General features: G+C 28.8%; 15 protein-coding genes. 6 read left to right on the forward strand and 9 right to left on the reverse strand.

Annotated elements, in window-relative coordinates:
• Nucleotides 1-290: 290 nt before the first annotated feature.
• The 3 genes from MBVG596_RS00360 to trpS are packed head-to-tail and all read right to left on the reverse strand — an operon-like array spanning nucleotide 291 to nucleotide 3437.
• Nucleotides 291-689 carry an MAG3450 family membrane protein gene (locus tag MBVG596_RS00360; protein ID WP_096385489.1) on the reverse strand — a complete coding sequence of 133 codons (399 nt, stop codon included), beginning with the start codon at nucleotides 687-689 and terminating at the stop codon, nucleotides 291-293.
• Entirely contained in the window at nucleotides 682-2430 is a 1749-nt protein-coding gene (thrS, locus tag MBVG596_RS00365; RefSeq protein WP_096385492.1) for a threonine--tRNA ligase, read from the reverse strand. Before thrS ends, MBVG596_RS00360 begins: the two co-directional genes overlap by 8 nt.
• Nucleotides 2431-2438: 8 nt before the next feature.
• Nucleotides 2439-3437 (reverse strand): tryptophan--tRNA ligase, encoded by a 999-nt coding sequence (gene trpS, locus MBVG596_RS00370; RefSeq protein WP_004419426.1) that lies wholly within the window; start codon nucleotides 3435-3437, stop codon nucleotides 2439-2441.
• Nucleotides 3438-3510: 73 nt separating this feature from the next.
• On the opposite strand from trpS, the gene MBVG596_RS00375 reads away from it, so the two are divergent.
• Nucleotides 3511-3870 (forward strand): hypothetical protein, encoded by a 360-nt coding sequence (locus tag MBVG596_RS00375; RefSeq protein WP_096385495.1) that lies wholly within the window; start codon nucleotides 3511-3513, stop codon nucleotides 3868-3870.
• Nucleotides 3871-3884: 14 nt separating this feature from the next.
• Here the strand turns inward: MBVG596_RS00375 and MBVG596_RS00380 are convergent, their stop codons facing one another.
• The 6 genes from MBVG596_RS00380 to MBVG596_RS00405 form a co-directional block, all read right to left on the reverse strand.
• On the reverse strand, nucleotides 3885-5072 hold the full coding sequence (locus MBVG596_RS00380; RefSeq protein WP_096385498.1) for a phosphoglycerate kinase: 1188 nt from the start codon (nucleotides 5070-5072) through the stop codon (nucleotides 3885-3887).
• Nucleotides 5073-5170: 98 nt separating this feature from the next.
• Nucleotides 5171-5920 carry a triose-phosphate isomerase gene (tpiA, locus tag MBVG596_RS00385; protein WP_096385501.1) on the reverse strand — a complete coding sequence of 250 codons (750 nt, stop codon included), beginning with the start codon at nucleotides 5918-5920 and terminating at the stop codon, nucleotides 5171-5173.
• A gap of 59 nt (nucleotides 5921-5979) precedes the next feature.
• Entirely contained in the window at nucleotides 5980-7950 is a 1971-nt protein-coding gene (gene ligA / locus MBVG596_RS00390) for an NAD-dependent DNA ligase LigA (RefSeq protein ID WP_225247173.1), read from the reverse strand.
• A gap of 89 nt (nucleotides 7951-8039) precedes the next feature.
• A complete protein-coding gene (locus MBVG596_RS00395; protein ID WP_096385507.1) occupies nucleotides 8040-8912 on the reverse strand; it encodes an energy-coupling factor transporter transmembrane component T family protein in 873 nt (290 codons plus the stop codon).
• Nucleotides 8912-9883, reverse strand: a complete 972-nt coding sequence (locus MBVG596_RS00400; protein ID WP_096385510.1) for an energy-coupling factor transporter ATPase — start codon at nucleotides 9881-9883, stop codon at nucleotides 8912-8914. Before MBVG596_RS00400 ends, MBVG596_RS00395 begins: the two co-directional genes overlap by 1 nt.
• Nucleotides 9874-10671, reverse strand: coding sequence for an energy-coupling factor transporter ATPase (locus MBVG596_RS00405; protein ID WP_096385512.1), 798 nt, complete (start codon nucleotides 10669-10671; stop codon nucleotides 9874-9876). The genes MBVG596_RS00400 and MBVG596_RS00405 overlap by 10 nt, the downstream gene beginning before the upstream one ends.
• A 52-nt stretch (nucleotides 10672-10723) precedes the next feature.
• Between MBVG596_RS00405 and MBVG596_RS00410 the strand changes: the two genes are divergently transcribed.
• The 5 genes from MBVG596_RS00410 (at nucleotide 10724) to MBVG596_RS00430 (ending at nucleotide 17728) form a co-directional block, all read left to right on the forward strand.
• A complete protein-coding gene (locus MBVG596_RS00410; protein WP_268875527.1) occupies nucleotides 10724-12727 on the forward strand; it encodes a transketolase-like TK C-terminal-containing protein in 2004 nt (667 codons plus the stop codon).
• A gap of 69 nt (nucleotides 12728-12796) precedes the next feature.
• Complete coding sequence (gene secY, locus MBVG596_RS00415; protein ID WP_096385517.1) at nucleotides 12797-14272, forward strand: preprotein translocase subunit SecY; 1476 nt, start codon at nucleotides 12797-12799, stop codon at nucleotides 14270-14272.
• A complete protein-coding gene (locus tag MBVG596_RS00420) occupies nucleotides 14266-14922 on the forward strand; it encodes an adenylate kinase family protein (RefSeq protein WP_225247174.1) in 657 nt (218 codons plus the stop codon). The genes secY and MBVG596_RS00420 overlap by 7 nt, the downstream gene beginning before the upstream one ends.
• Nucleotides 14923-15569: 647 nt before the next feature.
• A complete protein-coding gene (locus tag MBVG596_RS00425; protein WP_197701955.1) occupies nucleotides 15570-17024 on the forward strand; it encodes an HsdM family class I SAM-dependent methyltransferase in 1455 nt (484 codons plus the stop codon).
• 2 nt (nucleotides 17025-17026) lie between these two features.
• The gene (locus MBVG596_RS00430) at nucleotides 17027-17728 is read left to right on the forward strand and encodes a hypothetical protein (protein ID WP_096385520.1); all 702 of its coding nucleotides are present in this window, start codon (nucleotides 17027-17029) and stop codon (nucleotides 17726-17728) included.
• Nucleotides 17729-17933: the final 205 nt, after the last annotated feature.

Genomic DNA, 17933 nt, shown 5'->3' on the forward strand with positions numbered 1-17933 from the left:
CCAATTATTCTTATATGTAAATAATAGCACATTTAGTATTTAAATTTAATATTGATATATTAAATATGATATTTAAATAAATACATTTATTTAGAATTGTTAATTGATTTTAAAATAGTGTAGCTATATTATTCATATTCTAAGCCTTAGTTCATTTGTATTTTGTGTGTTTTAAATGTAAAAATATACACAATTTACATTGTAATATATATTGATAAATTGCTAATTATGCATTATATTTCTCTATTGATTTTAGAAAAATAAAACACAGTTATTCGATAGCTGTGTTGTTATTTTGCTTTTTTTAAATGGTTTAATTTATCATTGATAATATAAATTATTCAGTTGGTTAATAATGAAAAAATTATTGTTAAAACTAATGTAATAAACATTCTTCAAAAAATACTTAAATTTGTTAGTGAGCTAAGTATAATTGTTAAAAAAATGACCGTTAGCGGGATTAAATATTTAAACGTATCAACCTTTAAAAGATTGAAATAGGTCAAAAGTATTGCTAATGATATACTAAAAAATCCTATTGCAATTGGTATAAACAATATTGCATAAAAATTATTGATTTTTTGTCCATTAAAGTCGTTTGTAGATGTAAGCCAAACTACAACCATTGGAATCACTAATAAAATTGAACAATAGAGAATTGAAACAATAGGTCAATACTTTTTATTCATAATTAGCTTTTAATTCATTTAACATAAATATGAATTCTTTTAAAGTTGTTGTGTGGGTTGTTTCTTCTCCATATTTTCTATAAGAAACAAGGCCTTTCTCGCTTTCGTTTTTGCCCAAAATTACTTGGAATTTTGATTTAGATATCTGAGCTTCACGAATTTTTTTGTTTAATCTTTCATCACGATCATCAAGTTTAACACGGAAATTATGAGACCATAGTTGATTGGTAATTTCTTTGGCATATTCAATGTTTTCATCTAAATTAACTGGAATTACAGTAATTTGTTTAGGTGCTAATCAAAATGGTAAAACCCCTTTGGTTTGCTCTAGTAAAATTGCAACAAATCTTTCATAAGTTCCAATTAATCCACGGTGAATCATCACTGGAGTTGCATCATCACCATTTTTATCAGTGTATTTTAAATTGAATTTCATTGGTTGCAAGAAATCCAATTGAATCGTTGCAACTGTTACTTCATGCCCTAATGCTGTATGAATTTGAATATCCATTTTTGGGCCGTAAAATGCGGCTTCACCCTGAATTGCTTCATATTGAACATTCATTGAGTCAAGAGCATTTTTTAACATTGTTTCACTTTTGACTCACATTTGTTCATCATCAAAGTATTTTTCTTTATTTTGTGGGTCTCTTAATGATAATGATATGTAACTAATTTGAATATTAAAGATTTTAAGAGTTTCGCTGATTTGTTTGTACATATGAATGATTTCGTCAAAAATTTGATCTTCTCTTACATACAAGTGCCCCTCAGTTAAAAGCATTCCTCTAACACGTTCTAAGCCAGTTAATGCGCCGGATTTTTCATAACGGTACAATTGCGATTGTTCTGAATATCTTATTGGCAAGTCTCTATAAGATCTTTTTTCTAAACCATAACAAATATTGTGGTGTGGACAGGTCATTGGGCGCGGAATTAGTCTTTCTTTTTCCACAACAATTGGTGCAAACATGTCATCTTTGTAATGCTCCAAGTGCCCTGATGTTTTATACAACTCTTCATTTCCAAAGTGTGGCGTTAAAACTTCTGTGAAACCATATTTGCGGTCCATTTTTAGCACTAAGTTGCGAATTTCGTTGTGAATATACATGCCATCTTCAAGTCAAATTGGCAATCCTTGACCAGTTAATTGATGCATTGCGAATATTTTTAGATCTTTACCGATTTTTCTGTGATCTCTTTCTTTTCTATCTTTTAGTAGTTCAAGATAGCTTTCTAGTTTTTCACTTGTTTCTCAAGCTGTTCCATATATTCTTGTTAGTTGAATATTATCAGAGTTACCTCTTCAGTAAGCTCCTGCCAATGAAAGAAGTTTAAAATGTTTAAGATTTTTAGTTGAATGAATGTGTCCGCCAGCACATAAATCTTTAAAAATTATTTCTTTATTCAATGGGTCTTGTAAAGCATAAAATGTTACTACTTGACCCTGCGCTTTTAGTTCATCATATAATTCTTTTTTGTAAGGTTTATTATTGAAATCATATTGATTTTCGTCAATTTGTATTGTTTCAAGATTTCTTGAAGCAAGTTTTTTCATTAATTTTTCAATTTTATTTAAATCTTGATCACTTAAGGGGTTTTCAAATTCAAAATCGTAATAAAAACCCTCATCAGTTGCAGGACCAAATCCTAATTTAACATTAGGATACAATCTCTCAATAGCTGCTGCAAGCAAATGTGAACATGTATGATTAAGTAATTTATCAGCCTGTATTTTCATATTGTCTCCTAATTAAAACCCATTTTAGTTGCTAAATCTTTAACTATTGGTTGGCAAATACTCTTTGCTTTTATCGCGCCTTTTTCAATAATTTTTTCAATGTTTGACTTTGCATTTTGGTAATTATTTTGTATTTTGGTCAACTCATTTTTAACAACTTCAGCAACTGCTTGCTTAAATTCAGAATAGTTAGAATCTTTGAATTTTGCTTCCGCTTGCTCTAAACTCATATCAGTTAAAGACGCATAAATGTTCAATAAATTAACGATTCCTTGTTTATGGTCAGCAATATATACCTTATTTTCAGAGTCGGTAACTGATTTTAATATTTTCTTGTAAGCAACTTCGGGATCATCATGTAAGTAAATTGTTCCTTTTGACGATTTGTCTGATTTTGACATTTTAATTTCAGGGTTACTTAATGATTTGATTCTAGCACCGACTGGCGGAATAATGCCCTTAGGTAATACAAATTTTGTTTTATATCTTTTATTTAAGCGCTCAGCGATTGTTCTAGTTAGTTCAAGGTGTTGTGTTTGGTCCGCTCCAACTGGAACAACATCTGCATTGTAAATTAGTATGTCTGCAGCCATTAAAATTGGATACATCAATAAACCCACAGGAATTTTTTCAGTGCCATTATCTTGTTTTTCAAGTTTTTGAGCTTTGTCTTTATATTGAGTCATTCTATAAAGTTCTCCAAGAGAGACTTCTGAAGTCATTAATCATTGAGCAAAGGCATGTTCATAGACATCTGATTGAAAAAATATTGTACTTTTCTCAGGGTCAAGTCCGCAGGCAATATACATTGCAACTATTTCTTCTCTTGCTTGTTTATTAACTTTAGGGTCAACACTTCCCGTTGTTAATCCGTGTAAATCAGCAACAAAATAATAGGCTTCATAATCATTTTGCAATTTAACAAAATTTTTAAGTGCGCCAATATAGTTACCCAACGTTAAGTCCCCTGTGGGCTTGATTCCGCTTATAAGTCGTAATTTACCCATATCTCTCCTTATAGAATTTAATATAAATATTAAAAATTATAATACTTAATATTAAAATTTGTATAATAAAAGCATGACTAAAAAAGACAAGTTTAAAATAGTAATTTTGACAATTTTTACACTAGGTTTTTGTTGATTGCATTGATACAGAATTAATAAAAAACATCAAAATCTTGTTCAAGGTAAAATAGATGCTGATATTAACCAAAGAGAAATTGACGAATTGATTCGTTTTATAGGTGGATTGGATAATATTAATGATGTTAGTTCATCTGGTTCTAAATTGAAAATTTTCTTTAAAAATTCGCAATTAATTGATTCAAAATCAATAATTGATAATAAGTTAGCAACTGGTGTTTTTGTTTCTTCTGATTCAATAACTTTGATTGTTGGCGTTAAATCTTCAGCATATGTGAATGCATTAAAAAAATAGCACGCGCTATTTTTTTATAACTTGTCTTGAATTGCGTTTATTGCAGGTAGTTCTTGATCTAAAAGATATTGTTGAGAAGCACCACCGCCAGTTGATACGTGAGTTATTTTGTCTTTGAATCCAAATTTTTCTGATGCAGAAATTGTGTCACCGCCACCAATAATTGAGTAAGCGCCCGAACTAACTATTGCATTACCAATTGCGCGAGTTCCTTCTTCACCAAATTCTTTTTCAAATACCCCTAAAGGCCCATTTCAATAAATTAATTTGGCATTTGCAATGTGTTTTTTGTATAAATCAATTGTTTTTGGTCCAATATCAATACCCATTTTACCTTTTTCAACATTTTCGTCTTTAGAAATGCTTGCCATATTATCGTCAAAACTATTTACCATTGCGTTATCTACAGGGATAATAAATTTTGCTTTAGATTCGGCCATTAGTTTAGTTGCAAATTCAATTTGGTCATTTTCAACTAATGAATTGGCAATTTCAAATCCTTTTGCTTTTAAAAATGTATATGCCATTGCACCACCAATTAAAATTTCGTCGGCTTTTTGGCTTAGTTTTGTTAGATAAGAAATTTTGTCTTTAACTTTTGCACCGCCTACAATAGCTATAAATGGTTTTGTTTCTTTTGAAAATGCTGTATCAAATGCATTTAATTCTTTTTCTACAAGCATACCAACACCAGATTCTTTAACTCTTAAAGAAATTCCGATATTTGAAGCATGTGATCTATGTGCAGTTGCAAAAGCATCATTAATGAATACATCGGCTAATGAAGCTCATTTTTCGCCTAATTCAGGAGCATTTTTACTCTCAGCTTTTTCGTTTAAGTCTTCAAAACGTGTGTTTTCAACCAAAAGAACTCGGCCATAATCCATTTCATTTACTGCTTGCTCAAGTAATGAACCACTTGAAACCGGCGAAAATAATACTGATTTATTTAATAATCTACTTAATTCATTTGCGATTGGTAAAAGTGATTTTGAAATTTTATCTTCTTCACTTTTAACTCTTCCTAGATGTGAAAGCAAAATAACTTTTGCATTTTGTTCAATAGCATATTTTATTGTGTCAAGAGCAGCAACTATTCTCTCGTTAGATTGAATTATCCCATTTTTGATTGGAGTGTTAAAGTCGACTCTAATTATTACTCTTTTGTTTGTTAATTGAATATCTTTGATTGTCTTTTTCATGATATCTCCTAGTTAATTTATTTAAGTATAAATTTTTATTATTTAAATTTGTATTTAAATTGAATATATAGGTAAATTTTATGTTAATAATGCCACAATTATTCAACCGCTATTACTTCTAAAAATGTATCAAGATCTAAGGTTGCATTTCCAATTAAAAAACCATTAATATCAGGAATTTTTGCTAGGTCTTTGATATTTTTAGCATTAACAGACCCACCGTAAATTATTTTCGTATTTGGGCTTGTTATTGAACGAATGTATTCAGCCATATCTTTTAAAAATGTTGGTGATGCACTTTGGCCAGTTCCCATAGCTCAAATAGGTTCATAAGATATGATTACTTTACTAAAATCTATATCTTTTGATGATTCAAGGATTTTCTGTTTAACCACTTCTTTTGATTTTCCTTGTTGATATTCGGTTAAACTCTCCCCGAAACAAATTAGAGGGGTTATATTATATTCAAGGGCTGCCTTTGCTTTTAAGTTAACATCACATGAGGTTTCGTAGTGATATTTTCTTCTTTCAGAGTGGCCAACAATAACGTATTTTATTCCAAATTCACTCAACATTTCGGCAGAAATATAGCCAGTGTAGGGCCCAGCTGGGAATTGAGAAACATCTTGTCCAACTAACATTAATTTGTCAATTTTGTTGAATGCTACATGGGCTGCAAGATTTATTGGCGGCATTGCAATACCAAATTCATTGGCATAAACTGCATCTTTATATGTTTTATCTTTTCTAATTTTTTCCTTGAACTTTTTATTGAATTTTTCCAATCATTCTGCACTTTCACCAAATGTTTTATTCATTTTTCAATTGGCTATAATAATTTTGTTCATAACAAGCCTCCTTATAATATAAATATTGTAATACAATTACTATTTCATTAGTATTTTTCCTAATTTATTAATTTCATAAATTCTTCTTCATTAATAATTTTTGTACCTAATTCAATTGCTTTGTTTTTCTTACTTCCGGCATCATCTCCGCACAATAGATAATTAGTTTTTTTAGAAACACTACTTGCAACAATGCCGCCATTATTTTCAATTATTTGTGTGTAATAATCTCTTGAATTCGTCAATTTACCTGTTATAACAAATGTAATATTATTTAATCGAGAATTTGATGTATTCTTTTGTTTTTTGTATTCAAAAATTTCATCTAAAAATAATAAAAGTTTTCTATTTTCGTCATCTTTCATAAACTCAATTAATGAAATTGTTATCTTAGGACCAATATTTTCAATATTTTGAATGCTCTCTAGATTTTCGCATTCTAATAATTCTTTAAAATTATTAAATTGTTTTGAAATTAATTTTGCTGCTCTTTGTCCAAGGTGTTGAATACCTAGTGCAAACAGCACTTTATCAAAGCTGTTTTGTTTTGATTTTTCAACATTTTTCATCAAATTATTAAATTTGAGTTCGCCAAAACGCTCAATTTTCAATACAAGACTTTTGTGTTCTTCAAGTGAGTAAATATCCTCAATTTTCTTAATAATACCAGCTTTGAATAAATCTTTTACAGTTGACAAACCAAGGCCAACAATATTCATTCCTTTTCTTGAAGCAAAATGATAAATTTTGTTTATATTTTTTTCATCACAATTAGAATTCAAACAAAACTGATCGACCAAACCTTCATTTTCTATTAAAATTGAATTACAACTCGGACAGTTTAATAATTTATTAAATTTTGAATATGTGTTTTTTACTGCTAAATTAATAACTTTTGGAATTATTTCACCAGCTTTAATTATTGAAACTTCATCGCCAATGTTAATATTCATTTTACTGATAAAATCGTAGTTATGAAGTGTTGCATATTGAACTATTGTTTGGTTTAATTCGACTGGTTCAATGTTCGCTATGTATGTAATTTTTCCTGTTCTGCCAACTGAACTCAAAATATTAGTAATTTTACTATTAACTGATTCAACTTCATATTTGAAAGCAATTGAGTGTTTTGGAAATTTTGATGTATTGCCCATTGCTTTTCAATAATTTAAGTCATTTAACTTAATTACTAGGCCATCAGCATCATACTCGAGTGTATTTTTAATTTCTGCAAAGTTCTCAATTTCTTCTGATAAGTCTTCAATTTCAACTAATTTATGTAAAGGATTTGTTGGGATATTTAATCTTGCTAGAAATTTTAATGAGTCATTTTGTGTGTAAATATCATGATTTTGAGGATCTACTAATTCATAAAGATATGCTTCTAGGCCGCGCTTAGCAACTATTTCTTCATTTAATTGACGCAATGTTCCTGAGGCAGCATTTCGAGGGTTGGCAAATTTTTTTAATCCCAATTCATTCATTTCTCTATTCAATTGGTAAAATTTTGATTTTGGTAAAAACACTTCGCCACGGACTTCTAAATTATTTTTATAATCGATAATTTTTGGTATTGATTCAATTTGCATAATATTGCTTGTGACTATTTCACCCTCAATGCCATCTCCTCTAGTTATTGCTTTAGTTAAATAACCATTTTCATAATGAATTGCAATCGATAAACCATCGATTTTTGGCTCAATACTAAAGTTAATTTTGTCTTCGGGAACAACTTTTTTGATGTTATCCAAAAATTTTTCAATATCATCATATGAATATGCTTTTGCTAAAGATAACATAGGTTTATTATGGGTAAATTTTGCAAATTTTGTGTTGAAAATGTTATCTGCACCAACTTTTTTTGTAGGCGAATTTGGGTGAATTAATTCTGGATATTGCTGCTCTAATTCTTCGAGTTGTTTTAATTTTTTGTCATATTCTAGGTCAGAAACACTAGGGTTATTTTCAATGAAATACTCATAATTTCATTTGTTAATTAGGTTTGTAAGTTGCTCGATTTTTTCTTTCATTATGCTCCTTGAAAAAAACTTTATTTTATTATACATTTTAATATTTTAATTTAGGAAACTTAAAATTAAAAAGCCAGTTTACTGGCTAATTAATAAGCTTTAAATGAAGTAATTTCGTATCAATATGGCAATGTAATAACTTGGTATTTTATTAATATCATTAAAACAACAAGGCTAGTCATTAATAAAAATATAAACGCATCTTTTCATTGAGGAACTAGAATACGATATCTTGTTCTTTTGCCATATGGATCATAACCTCTTGTTTCCATTGCATTTGATAAGTCTTCAGCTTTTGCAAATGATGAAGAGAACAATGGGATTATCAATGTTGTAAATGCTTTCGCTTTATCTTTTAGTTTACCATGTTTAAAGTCTACACCCCTACTTGCTTGTGCTTTAATAATTCTTTTAGCTTCAATTAACAAGGTTGGAATAAAACGCAGTGCAACTGATATTACCATTGCAATTATATGTGTCGGAATGAATAGTAATTTCAATGGAATAAGTAAATCTTCAATTGATTTAGTCAGTAAAATTGGTTTAGTTGTAGCAACAAATAATGTAGTGGCCATAATCATTATGTAAATTCTAATTATCAGTGATAAAGTTCTAGCAATAACTGCGTAACTTAGCGCATATGTTCGATTATTGTCGATATAGAAAAAGACTTTATAAGTTTCTCTAATTTGCTCGCTTGTAATTTTCATTGTATAAATATTTAAGAAAAATACAATAAAACCAACAAGCAATGGTATTTTTAACAAGCTAAATATATTTTTGATACTTCTTGTACCAATGATATAAGCAATTGTTAATGGAACCAATAAAATAAATAAACTAATGAAATGAAAAGCAACAAATGTCATTGAAATATAGGCAATATTGATTATTAATTTTATTCGAGGGTCTAATTTATGAATGAATGTGTTATCGTAAATATATGTACCAATTCCGTTCATTATTTATCTCCTTGAATTTTTTGTGAAATAAATGTGGCTAGTTCATCAAGTGATTTAATTTTAGGTAATTTTCAACCCTTTTTCTCCAATTTTGTCATAAATGACATTAGTTTTGGAGATTGCAACCCATTATTATCAAGAAATTCAGTGTCTTTTAGAACATCATATGTAGGCCCATCTTTAACGATTCGACCATGTTTCATAATAACTACACGATCAGTAACTTCTAAAATATTATCAAGATCATGGGTAACAATAATTATAGTTTTACCCATTTTGTGTAATTTTTTAAAGATACTTAAAATTTCTCTTACACCAGCAGGGTCTAATCCCGCTGTTGGCTCATCTGCAACAATAATATCAGGTTCAATTGCTAAAATACCTGCCAATGCAACCCTTCTTTTTTGACCCCCTGATAAACCAAAAGGTGATTTATTTAAATATGAGTCATCAAGGCCGCATAAATTAAGATATTGTTTTGCTCTCATTGCTGCTTCTTGTTTGGAAACACCAAAAGACATTGGCCCAAACATGATGTCTTTCTCGATAGTTTCTTCAAAAAGTTGATATTCAGCAAATTGAAAAGCTATTGCTACTCTTTTTCTTATTTCTTTAGGATTTGAAACTTTTTTAACTTTTCTTGTTTTGTATTTATATTCTATAAATCCGTTTTTATATACATTTTTTTCTACTCATGAAGCAACTACATCTATTGATTCGTAAATTTTGTCGTATTTATTCGTTTTTTTATTGAATACGTCTTTTTTGAATGACCAATTTATTTGGCCTAATGTAGGAAGAGACAAAGCATTTAAATGTTCAATAAACGTTGATTTTCCTGAGCCAGTATGGCCAATAATGCCAATAAATTCACCTTGTTTGATATCTATGTTTAGGTTTTTAATCGCAGTAAATTCCATTCTTGAGCCGCGATTATATGTGTGAGATAAATCACGAATTTTTATTTGCATATTGCCTCCAATAATTCTGATTCATCGAATTTTGGATTTATTCCTTGAATTTTTTCACTTAATTTATAAATAAATGGTGATTCAATTTTTGCGTGATGTAAAACTTCTTTGTTTTTTAATATTTCTTTTGGTGAACCTTGAGCAATTATTTTTCCTTTAGAAAACACAATACAATAATCTGCCAAAATAGCTTCATCCATATCGTGAGTAATTGAAATTAATGTTTTTTTTCTAGTTTGTTGAATATCTCTAATTAATTTTAAAACTTGTTTCTTTCCTAATGGGTCTAACATTGATGTTACTTCGTCAAAAATTATAACTTTTGGATCTAGAGCCAAAACAGAGGCAATTGCCACTCTTTGTTTTTGACCTCCAGAAAGTAAATGTGGTTCGCGAGTTATATGCTCAGCCATACCAACTTTTTTTGAAAGCTCATCAATAATTGGTTTCATTTCTTCACGTTTGATACCTTTATTTTCAAGTCCAAACGCAATATCATCTTCAATTGTTGCACCAACAAATTGGTTATCTGGGTTTTGAAAAATAATTCCAACTTGCTGTCTTATTTTTCGTAAATTTTTTGAATTTATTTCAGTTCCATCAATAGAGATTGAACCTGATTCTGGTTTATAAAGTGCAACTAACAATTTTGAAAGAGTTGATTTTCCTGAACCATTGTGGCCTAAAATTGCAACATATTTTCCTTGTTCAATTTCAAAACTAACATCATCAATGGCGTTATTTTCATTTCCAGGGTACTTAAAAATTAAATTTTTAACAGATATCATAATGTGATAATTATACAATGCAATAACAATATAAAATGCAAATTTTAGATTAATATATAATTATAAAAAAAGTGTTAAGAGGTTAAAAAAAGTGAATAAACAAGATAAATTAATTGCCAGCATTAGAGGACTTGTATTAGACTCGCAAAATGCAACGGGCAATGGCCACAGCGGGATGGCGCTAGGTTCAAGCGGAGTTTTTGCAACTTTGTTTACTAAATATTTAAAAATTTGAAAAGACAATCCAAAATGAATCAACAGAGATAAATTTGTTTTATCAGCGGGGCACGCCTGTTTAGGATTTTACGCAATTACTCATTTTATGGGGTTATTAGCAAAAAATGAGATGAAAAATTATCGTAAATTAAATTCAAAAACTCCAGGTCATCCTGAATTAGAATGATTTGATTTTGTTGATGCTAATACAGGGCCACTTGGTCAAGGCATTGCTATGGCGCTTGGAATGGCGATAGCAAGAGATTATTTAGCACAGAAATTTAATGTAAATGGATTAAAAATAATTGATAATTATGTTTATGCTTTGCATGGAGATGGTTGTATTCAAGAAGGTGTTGCACAAGAGGCAATTCAACTTGCAGGTACACTTAAAATTAATAAATTAATTCTTATTCATGACTTTAATAATGTTCAGATAGATACAAATTCTAATAAGGTTAATAACATCAATTTAATTAAGTGATTTAAAGCCCAAAATTGAAAAACTATTGAATCTAGTGACAAGCCCAAATCAATTGAAAAAGCATTGAAAAAAGCAAAAAAATTACAAGGGCCTGTTTATATCCAAGTGAAAACTTCAATTGGTAAAAACACTAATCTTGAAAACAGTTTAAAAGCACATGCGGGTTCATATTCTCTTAGCCAAATTCAACAATTTAAGCGTAAAATGAACTTGGAAAATCTTGTTCCTTTTGAATATGATGATGAGGTTTATAAGTATGCCCAAAGTTTCTGAAAAGCAAAACAAAAAGAATATGATTCTTGAACTAAAGATGTTGAAAAACTTGCTGACCTTGACATTAAAAAATATAATGAATTATCAAAACTAATAAATAACAACTATAAGTATGATTTATCAGAATTTGAATTTGAAAAAAATGATTTATCAATTCGAGAATATTTTGGCCAAATTACTCGTTTTATAGAGAAAAAAGATAATTTAATAATTGGTGGTTCTGCTGATTTAAAAGTCTCAACATTAATCGGTTTTAATAAAGAATTTAATAATGGTGGCTCAAATATTAGTTATGGCGTGCGCGAACATTTAATGTTAGCGTTGAATAATGGTATAAATTTAGCTTCAAATTTAAGAACTCTTGCAGCATCATTTCTATCATTTGCTGATTATGCAAAAGGCGCAATCCGTCTGGCATCATTAATGAAATTGCCTGTAATTAATATTTTTACTCATGATTCATATGGTGTGGGAGAAGATGGGCCAACACATCAACCAGTTGAGCAATTAGCAATGTTGCGGTCGACACCAAACACACTTGTTATAAGGCCAAGCAATGAATTTGAGAGCAAGTTAGCATATGAATATGCACTGAATAAATCTAAAGTACAGACTTGTTTAATTGCATCTAGACAAGCAATAAAATCATATAAACATGCTTTTGACATAAATGAGTTAAAATCAATTCATTTGGTAAAAAAATTTACCAAAACTTCTAATAGAAAAACAATAAATATTTTAGCGAGTGGATCAGAAGTTGAACTAGCTTATGAAGCAGCACATAAATTGCATATTATGCACAAAATCAATGTTAATGTTTATTCGGTTCCTGTCTTACAGTGATTTGTTAAAGAATTAGAACAAAACAAACACAAAAATTTAATAAAATTCCCTACTTTGGCAATCGAAGCATCAAGCGACCATATGTGATACTTGATTGCTAAATATACAATTTTTGATGCAATTTTAGCTAGTGAATTTGGCCTTTCAGCGCCCGCTGATAAAGTATTTAATATGTTTGGTTTTAATGTAGAAAATGTAATAAGCAAAGCAATAAAATTACTAAATATCAAAAGCAAATAATTTTATTAATTCTCTTATTATTTTGTATAATAAAAAAACTTTTATATAAAAATATTTGCAAAGGAATATATGAAAAAATTTTTTAGGAACTTTACTTATAAATTTTCTCAATTTTTCCTTAAAATCTCAAGATGATGAACATCATATTGAGAAAATAAGGATTTGACCAAAAAAATATTGTTTACGTTTGGCTTTCTTGCGATTTATGTGATTATGACAACAATTGGTACACCGTTCATAAAAATTAAATCATTAGAAACTCTAACTGATGACACTTTTTTAAGCACTTTAAACCTTGTTGGTGGGGGCGGCCTTAGAAACTTTTCAATTGTTGCACTTGGAATTAGCCCATTCATTAATGCCTCATTAATCATGTCAATTTTGCAAACTAGAGTTTTCCCGCCAATCCACAAATTAAGCCAAAGTGGGCCATTAGGTAGAAAAAAACTTAATGTTATAACTCGTATATTAACGCTTTTAATTGCCTTTCCACAAGCTATTATGCTTTCAAAATCACTAGCTTCTGGTGAAAACCCATTTATTGAAATTATTCCAATGTATGGTCCTAAAACCCTTGAAGTTACAACATACTTAGTTGTTCCTATGATTTTGATTGGGGGATCACTATTTTCCCTATTCATTGCTGAGCAAATTACTGACAAAGGTATTGGTAATGGTACATCACTATTAATTTTCATTGGTATGGCCCTCTCATTACCAAACCAATTCAAACAGGCTATTAGTTACTTTATTGGTTCAGATTCTGCTTCAACATTATTTATTGGTTCTTTAAATTTCATAACTTATATATTTATTTTTGCATTAACAATTTTCGTTGTAGCCCTTATTTACAATTCAGAACGTCATATTCCTATTCAACAAATTGGAGCTGGCCGTTCAAAAAATCTTAAAGATATGGGAAAACTGCCAATCAAGTTGAACCCTGGCGGCGTTATGCCAATTATTTTCTCAACAATGGTTGTTTCATTCCCAATAATGATTGCTAGATTATTGCCAAGTGGCAATGCTGCAAAAGCTTGAATTGAACAATATTTACAATTTACTTCTCCTCTTGGATTGTCATTGCTAGTTGTGATCACATTCTTCTTTAGCTATCTAATGGGTATTCAACAATCAAGAATTGACAAAATAAGTGAAGATTTTGCGAAAAACTCAACATATATTCCCGGAATTCAACCTGGCGAACAAACTGAGGATTATTTGTTCGCCATTGTATTGAGATTATCTACCTTTAGCGCATTTTATTTAGTTATACTTGCATCATTTCAATATTTACAAATCATTTTGATACATTGACCACCTGTAATTTCGTTTGGCGGAACAAGCATAATGATTTTAGTTTCTGTAGCTATTGAAACAATTGATCAATTTAAAGCTAGATTAAAATCATCTAATTTATCAAAACAAAAACAATTATCTCGTCAAATTAGTGACCAAATAGCATATGAAAAAACATATGAAGAACATGGTCCAGAGAAAAAAGAAACTATTAAAAAACCAAACAGGGATGGATTATTATGATAACAACAAAAAACAGCAAACCAAATATGGTTTTTATGGGCCCTCCTGGTGTTGGAAAAGGCACAGTGGCTGCAATAATTGCAAACAACCACGATTATATTCACCTTTCAACAGGAAGTATTTTTCGTGAAGAAATTGCTAAAAAAAGCGATTTAGGGTTAAAAGTTAGTGAAATAGTTAAATCAGGACAATATGTTCCAGATGATGTTACTAATGAAATAGTAAAAAATAAATTAATCGAATTAATGAGCGAAAATAAAGTTGTAATTTTAGATGGCTATCCAAGAACAATTAATCAAGCTCAATTTCTTGATTCAATAACTGGTTTTAATTACAAAGTTATTTCTTTATTTGCGAATGAAGATCTTGTTTTAAAAAGACTTTCGGGTCGAAGATTTTGCCCAAAATGCAATGCGGGTTACCATATAGAATACATGCCTTCTAAGCTAATTGATAAGTGCGAAAAAGACAACTTTGAACTAATTACAAGAAGCGATGATACTATTGAATCTATCAAGGTAAGACAAAATATATACCATGAATCAACTCAACCATTATTAGATTTTTATGCAAGTCAAAACAGAATAATTTCTATTGATGCCAATGGCAACGCAAATGATATTGCTGTTGATGTTATTAACAAAGTTAAGTAGTTTAAGGCCGCTTATTCGGCTTTTTATTATCATTTTTTGACGCAACTTATCAATTAAAGAGTAATAATAAATTGCATTTTTTGCTTAAAATAACCCAATTTTAGCCGCAAAATACTAAAATTAAAGAAAAAATAACTAATAAATTTGAATAATTTTTACAATAAAAATTTCAAGAATACTAATATTTAGGAAAAACTTATTTTGTTAATTTTTAATTAAAATTTTGCAAATTAATAAATAAATTTATTAAAAAAAATACTCAAAAAATTATTCAAATACACCCATTAAAAATTAATGATTTACAACCAAACTTAAATAAAAATAAATATTAAATTTATTATGATATTTGGTAACATTCGTAACATATGTATGTTATATTTATATAACATTAGGGAAACAAGATGATATATTTTAGAACACAATCACGCCACCTTCATGGTTGTAATACTAGAATTTTTAAAATAGTTTATTTTGATTCTTAAAAAAGATTTTTTCATAATACAATTTAGATAGATAAATGATAATTTTTGTGCAATAAAATCTATTATTTTCAATGTTTTATAAATTTTATATAAGATTATTTCAATATCACTTTTTAATAAAAAAAGAGCAAACTATAAGATTTAGAATTGATAGGAGTATAAATTATGAAAGATAAAATAAAAGAAAATGGCGTTGTTTATACTCCTGATTATGTTGTGAGAATGATTTTAGATGAATCCGGTTATGATGGTGAAGAGATTCTGCAAAAACACGTTATTGACAATAGTTGTGGAGCTGGTGCATTTTTAAAAGAAATTGCTCATAGATACATCAATTCGTTTTTTAATGCACCAGAGAATAAAGACAAAAATGATAAATTGAGAGCTGAGCTTCAAAAGTATATTCACGGAATTGAAATTGATGAAGATGCTGTTGAAAAATGCAAGCAAAATCTTGACGCAATTGCTTTATCATTTGGCGTAAAAGATATTAATTGAGATATTAAGCAAGGCGATGCACTCAAAATAGATGATTTCAACAATAAAATGGATTATGTTTTTGGAAATCCACCATATGTTAGAGTCCATAATTTAAAAAACAACCTTGAAACCTTGAAACAAAATAAATTTACTAAATGCGGCATGACTGATTTATTTATTTCGTTTTACGAAATTGGTATTAATATGTTGTGCGAAACTGGCAAATTGGCTTATATAACCCCATCTTCTATATTCAATAGTGTGGCAGGGCAACAATTTAGAGAGTATGTAATTTCAAACAAATTATTGACATCTGTCATTGATTTTAAGCACTATCAAGTATTTGATAAATTCACAACTTTCACAGCCATATTAAAACTAGATAAAAATAATAATGATACAAAAGCAAATTATTTTATTTTCGATAAAGATAACAAGAAAAAAAATCTCATAGATATATTAAATTATGAAGATTTTTGCATCAATAAAAGATGATATTTCGCAAAAAAAGAAGAATTAAATAAATTAAGCGAGATAGTAAATTTTAGCGCCAAAAGCACGATTCTTGATGTAAAAAATGGCTTTGCAACATTATCGGACAAAATATTTATAAAAGAAGACTTTTCTTTCGATTCAAAATTTATTCATCCAATAGTAAAAGCATCCACTAAAAAATGAAGAAAGGTATTTTTTCCATACGATGAAAATGGTCAAATAATTGATTTTTCAATATTTGAAAAAGATTTGCAAGATTATTTATTAAAAAATCAAGAAACATTGAAAAATAGAAGTATAAGCAATGAAAATGTTTGATATGAATTTGGCAGAAGCCAAGGAGTAAAAGACTTTTGAAAGCAAAAAATAGCGATAAATAATTTAATAAAAGAACATAAAGATATAAAGTTAGTGGCCTTAAAACCAGGGGAGGGTGTTTTTTCAGGTTTATATATTCTTACAAATATAAATCTGAACATAATTAAGGATATACTTAGAGATCAAGATTTTATAAGTTATGTCTCAATGCTGGGAAAGTATAAGAATGGTGGTTATTTTACTTACTCGTCAAGTGACATAAAAAAATATATTTGTTATAAACTGCAAAAATCAAAAAAACTCAGCAAAAACATATGGGAGCTATAACTATGAATTTTTTGGAAATTCTAAAAGAAGCCTTTTTAACCTCGCTTACTTCGGGGCCTCGAAGCAATGCTAAATTAAAAATTTTGCATGGTGCTATTGCTAAAGATTTAAGTAAAAAATTAGGCGACGAGTACGAAGTGCAAAGTTTAGGCTTTAATAGAGGTAAAGAGGGTAAAATTAACGGACGATATATTGATAAAAGAGTTGATGTCACAATTACTAAAAATAAAAAAGCGATTGCAGGAATCGCAGTTAAATTCGTAATGTCAAACTATAAACAGAATTCTAATAATTATTTTGAAAATATGCTCGGAGAAACGGCAAATATACGCACAAATAATATCCCGTATTTTCAAATCTTTATAATTTCTAAAAAGATGCCTTATTATGATCTGCGCAAAAATATATCTAGATGAGATTATCCTTCTGCTGAAAATTTAAAAAAATATGTCAAAATGAGCCGTGATAACACAGACTATTATTTTCATACACCAAATAAGACTCTCTTAGTAGTTATTGATTTACAAACGCGTGCTGATTTTAATCCTAAAAATTTTTCTGAATATCAGGATTATTTTTTAACACATCAAGAAGATTTTAACGTTAAATATGACGACGTAGATTCAGATTTTGGTGATAACGTTATCATAAATGACTATGATAAATTTATTGCAAAAATTTATCATCTAATACTATCCTTGTAATTCAAAATTTAATTTTATTTTCAACTTAATTATATAAAATGCGTATAGACATTGTGGCAAATTAGAATTTTGCCACTATTACATTCAAAATTCCACTAAATTAAATATATAAAAAAATAAAGCAAAATTTTAATAAACTAAAAAATCCTAAAAATAAATTTGTGTTTTTATGTTTTTTTGATAATATTAAAATGTTATATTTATA

Source organism: Mycoplasmopsis bovigenitalium, assembly GCF_002356075.1.
GTDB lineage: Bacteria > Bacillota_I > Bacilli_A > Mycoplasmatales > Metamycoplasmataceae > Mycoplasmopsis > Mycoplasmopsis bovigenitalium_A.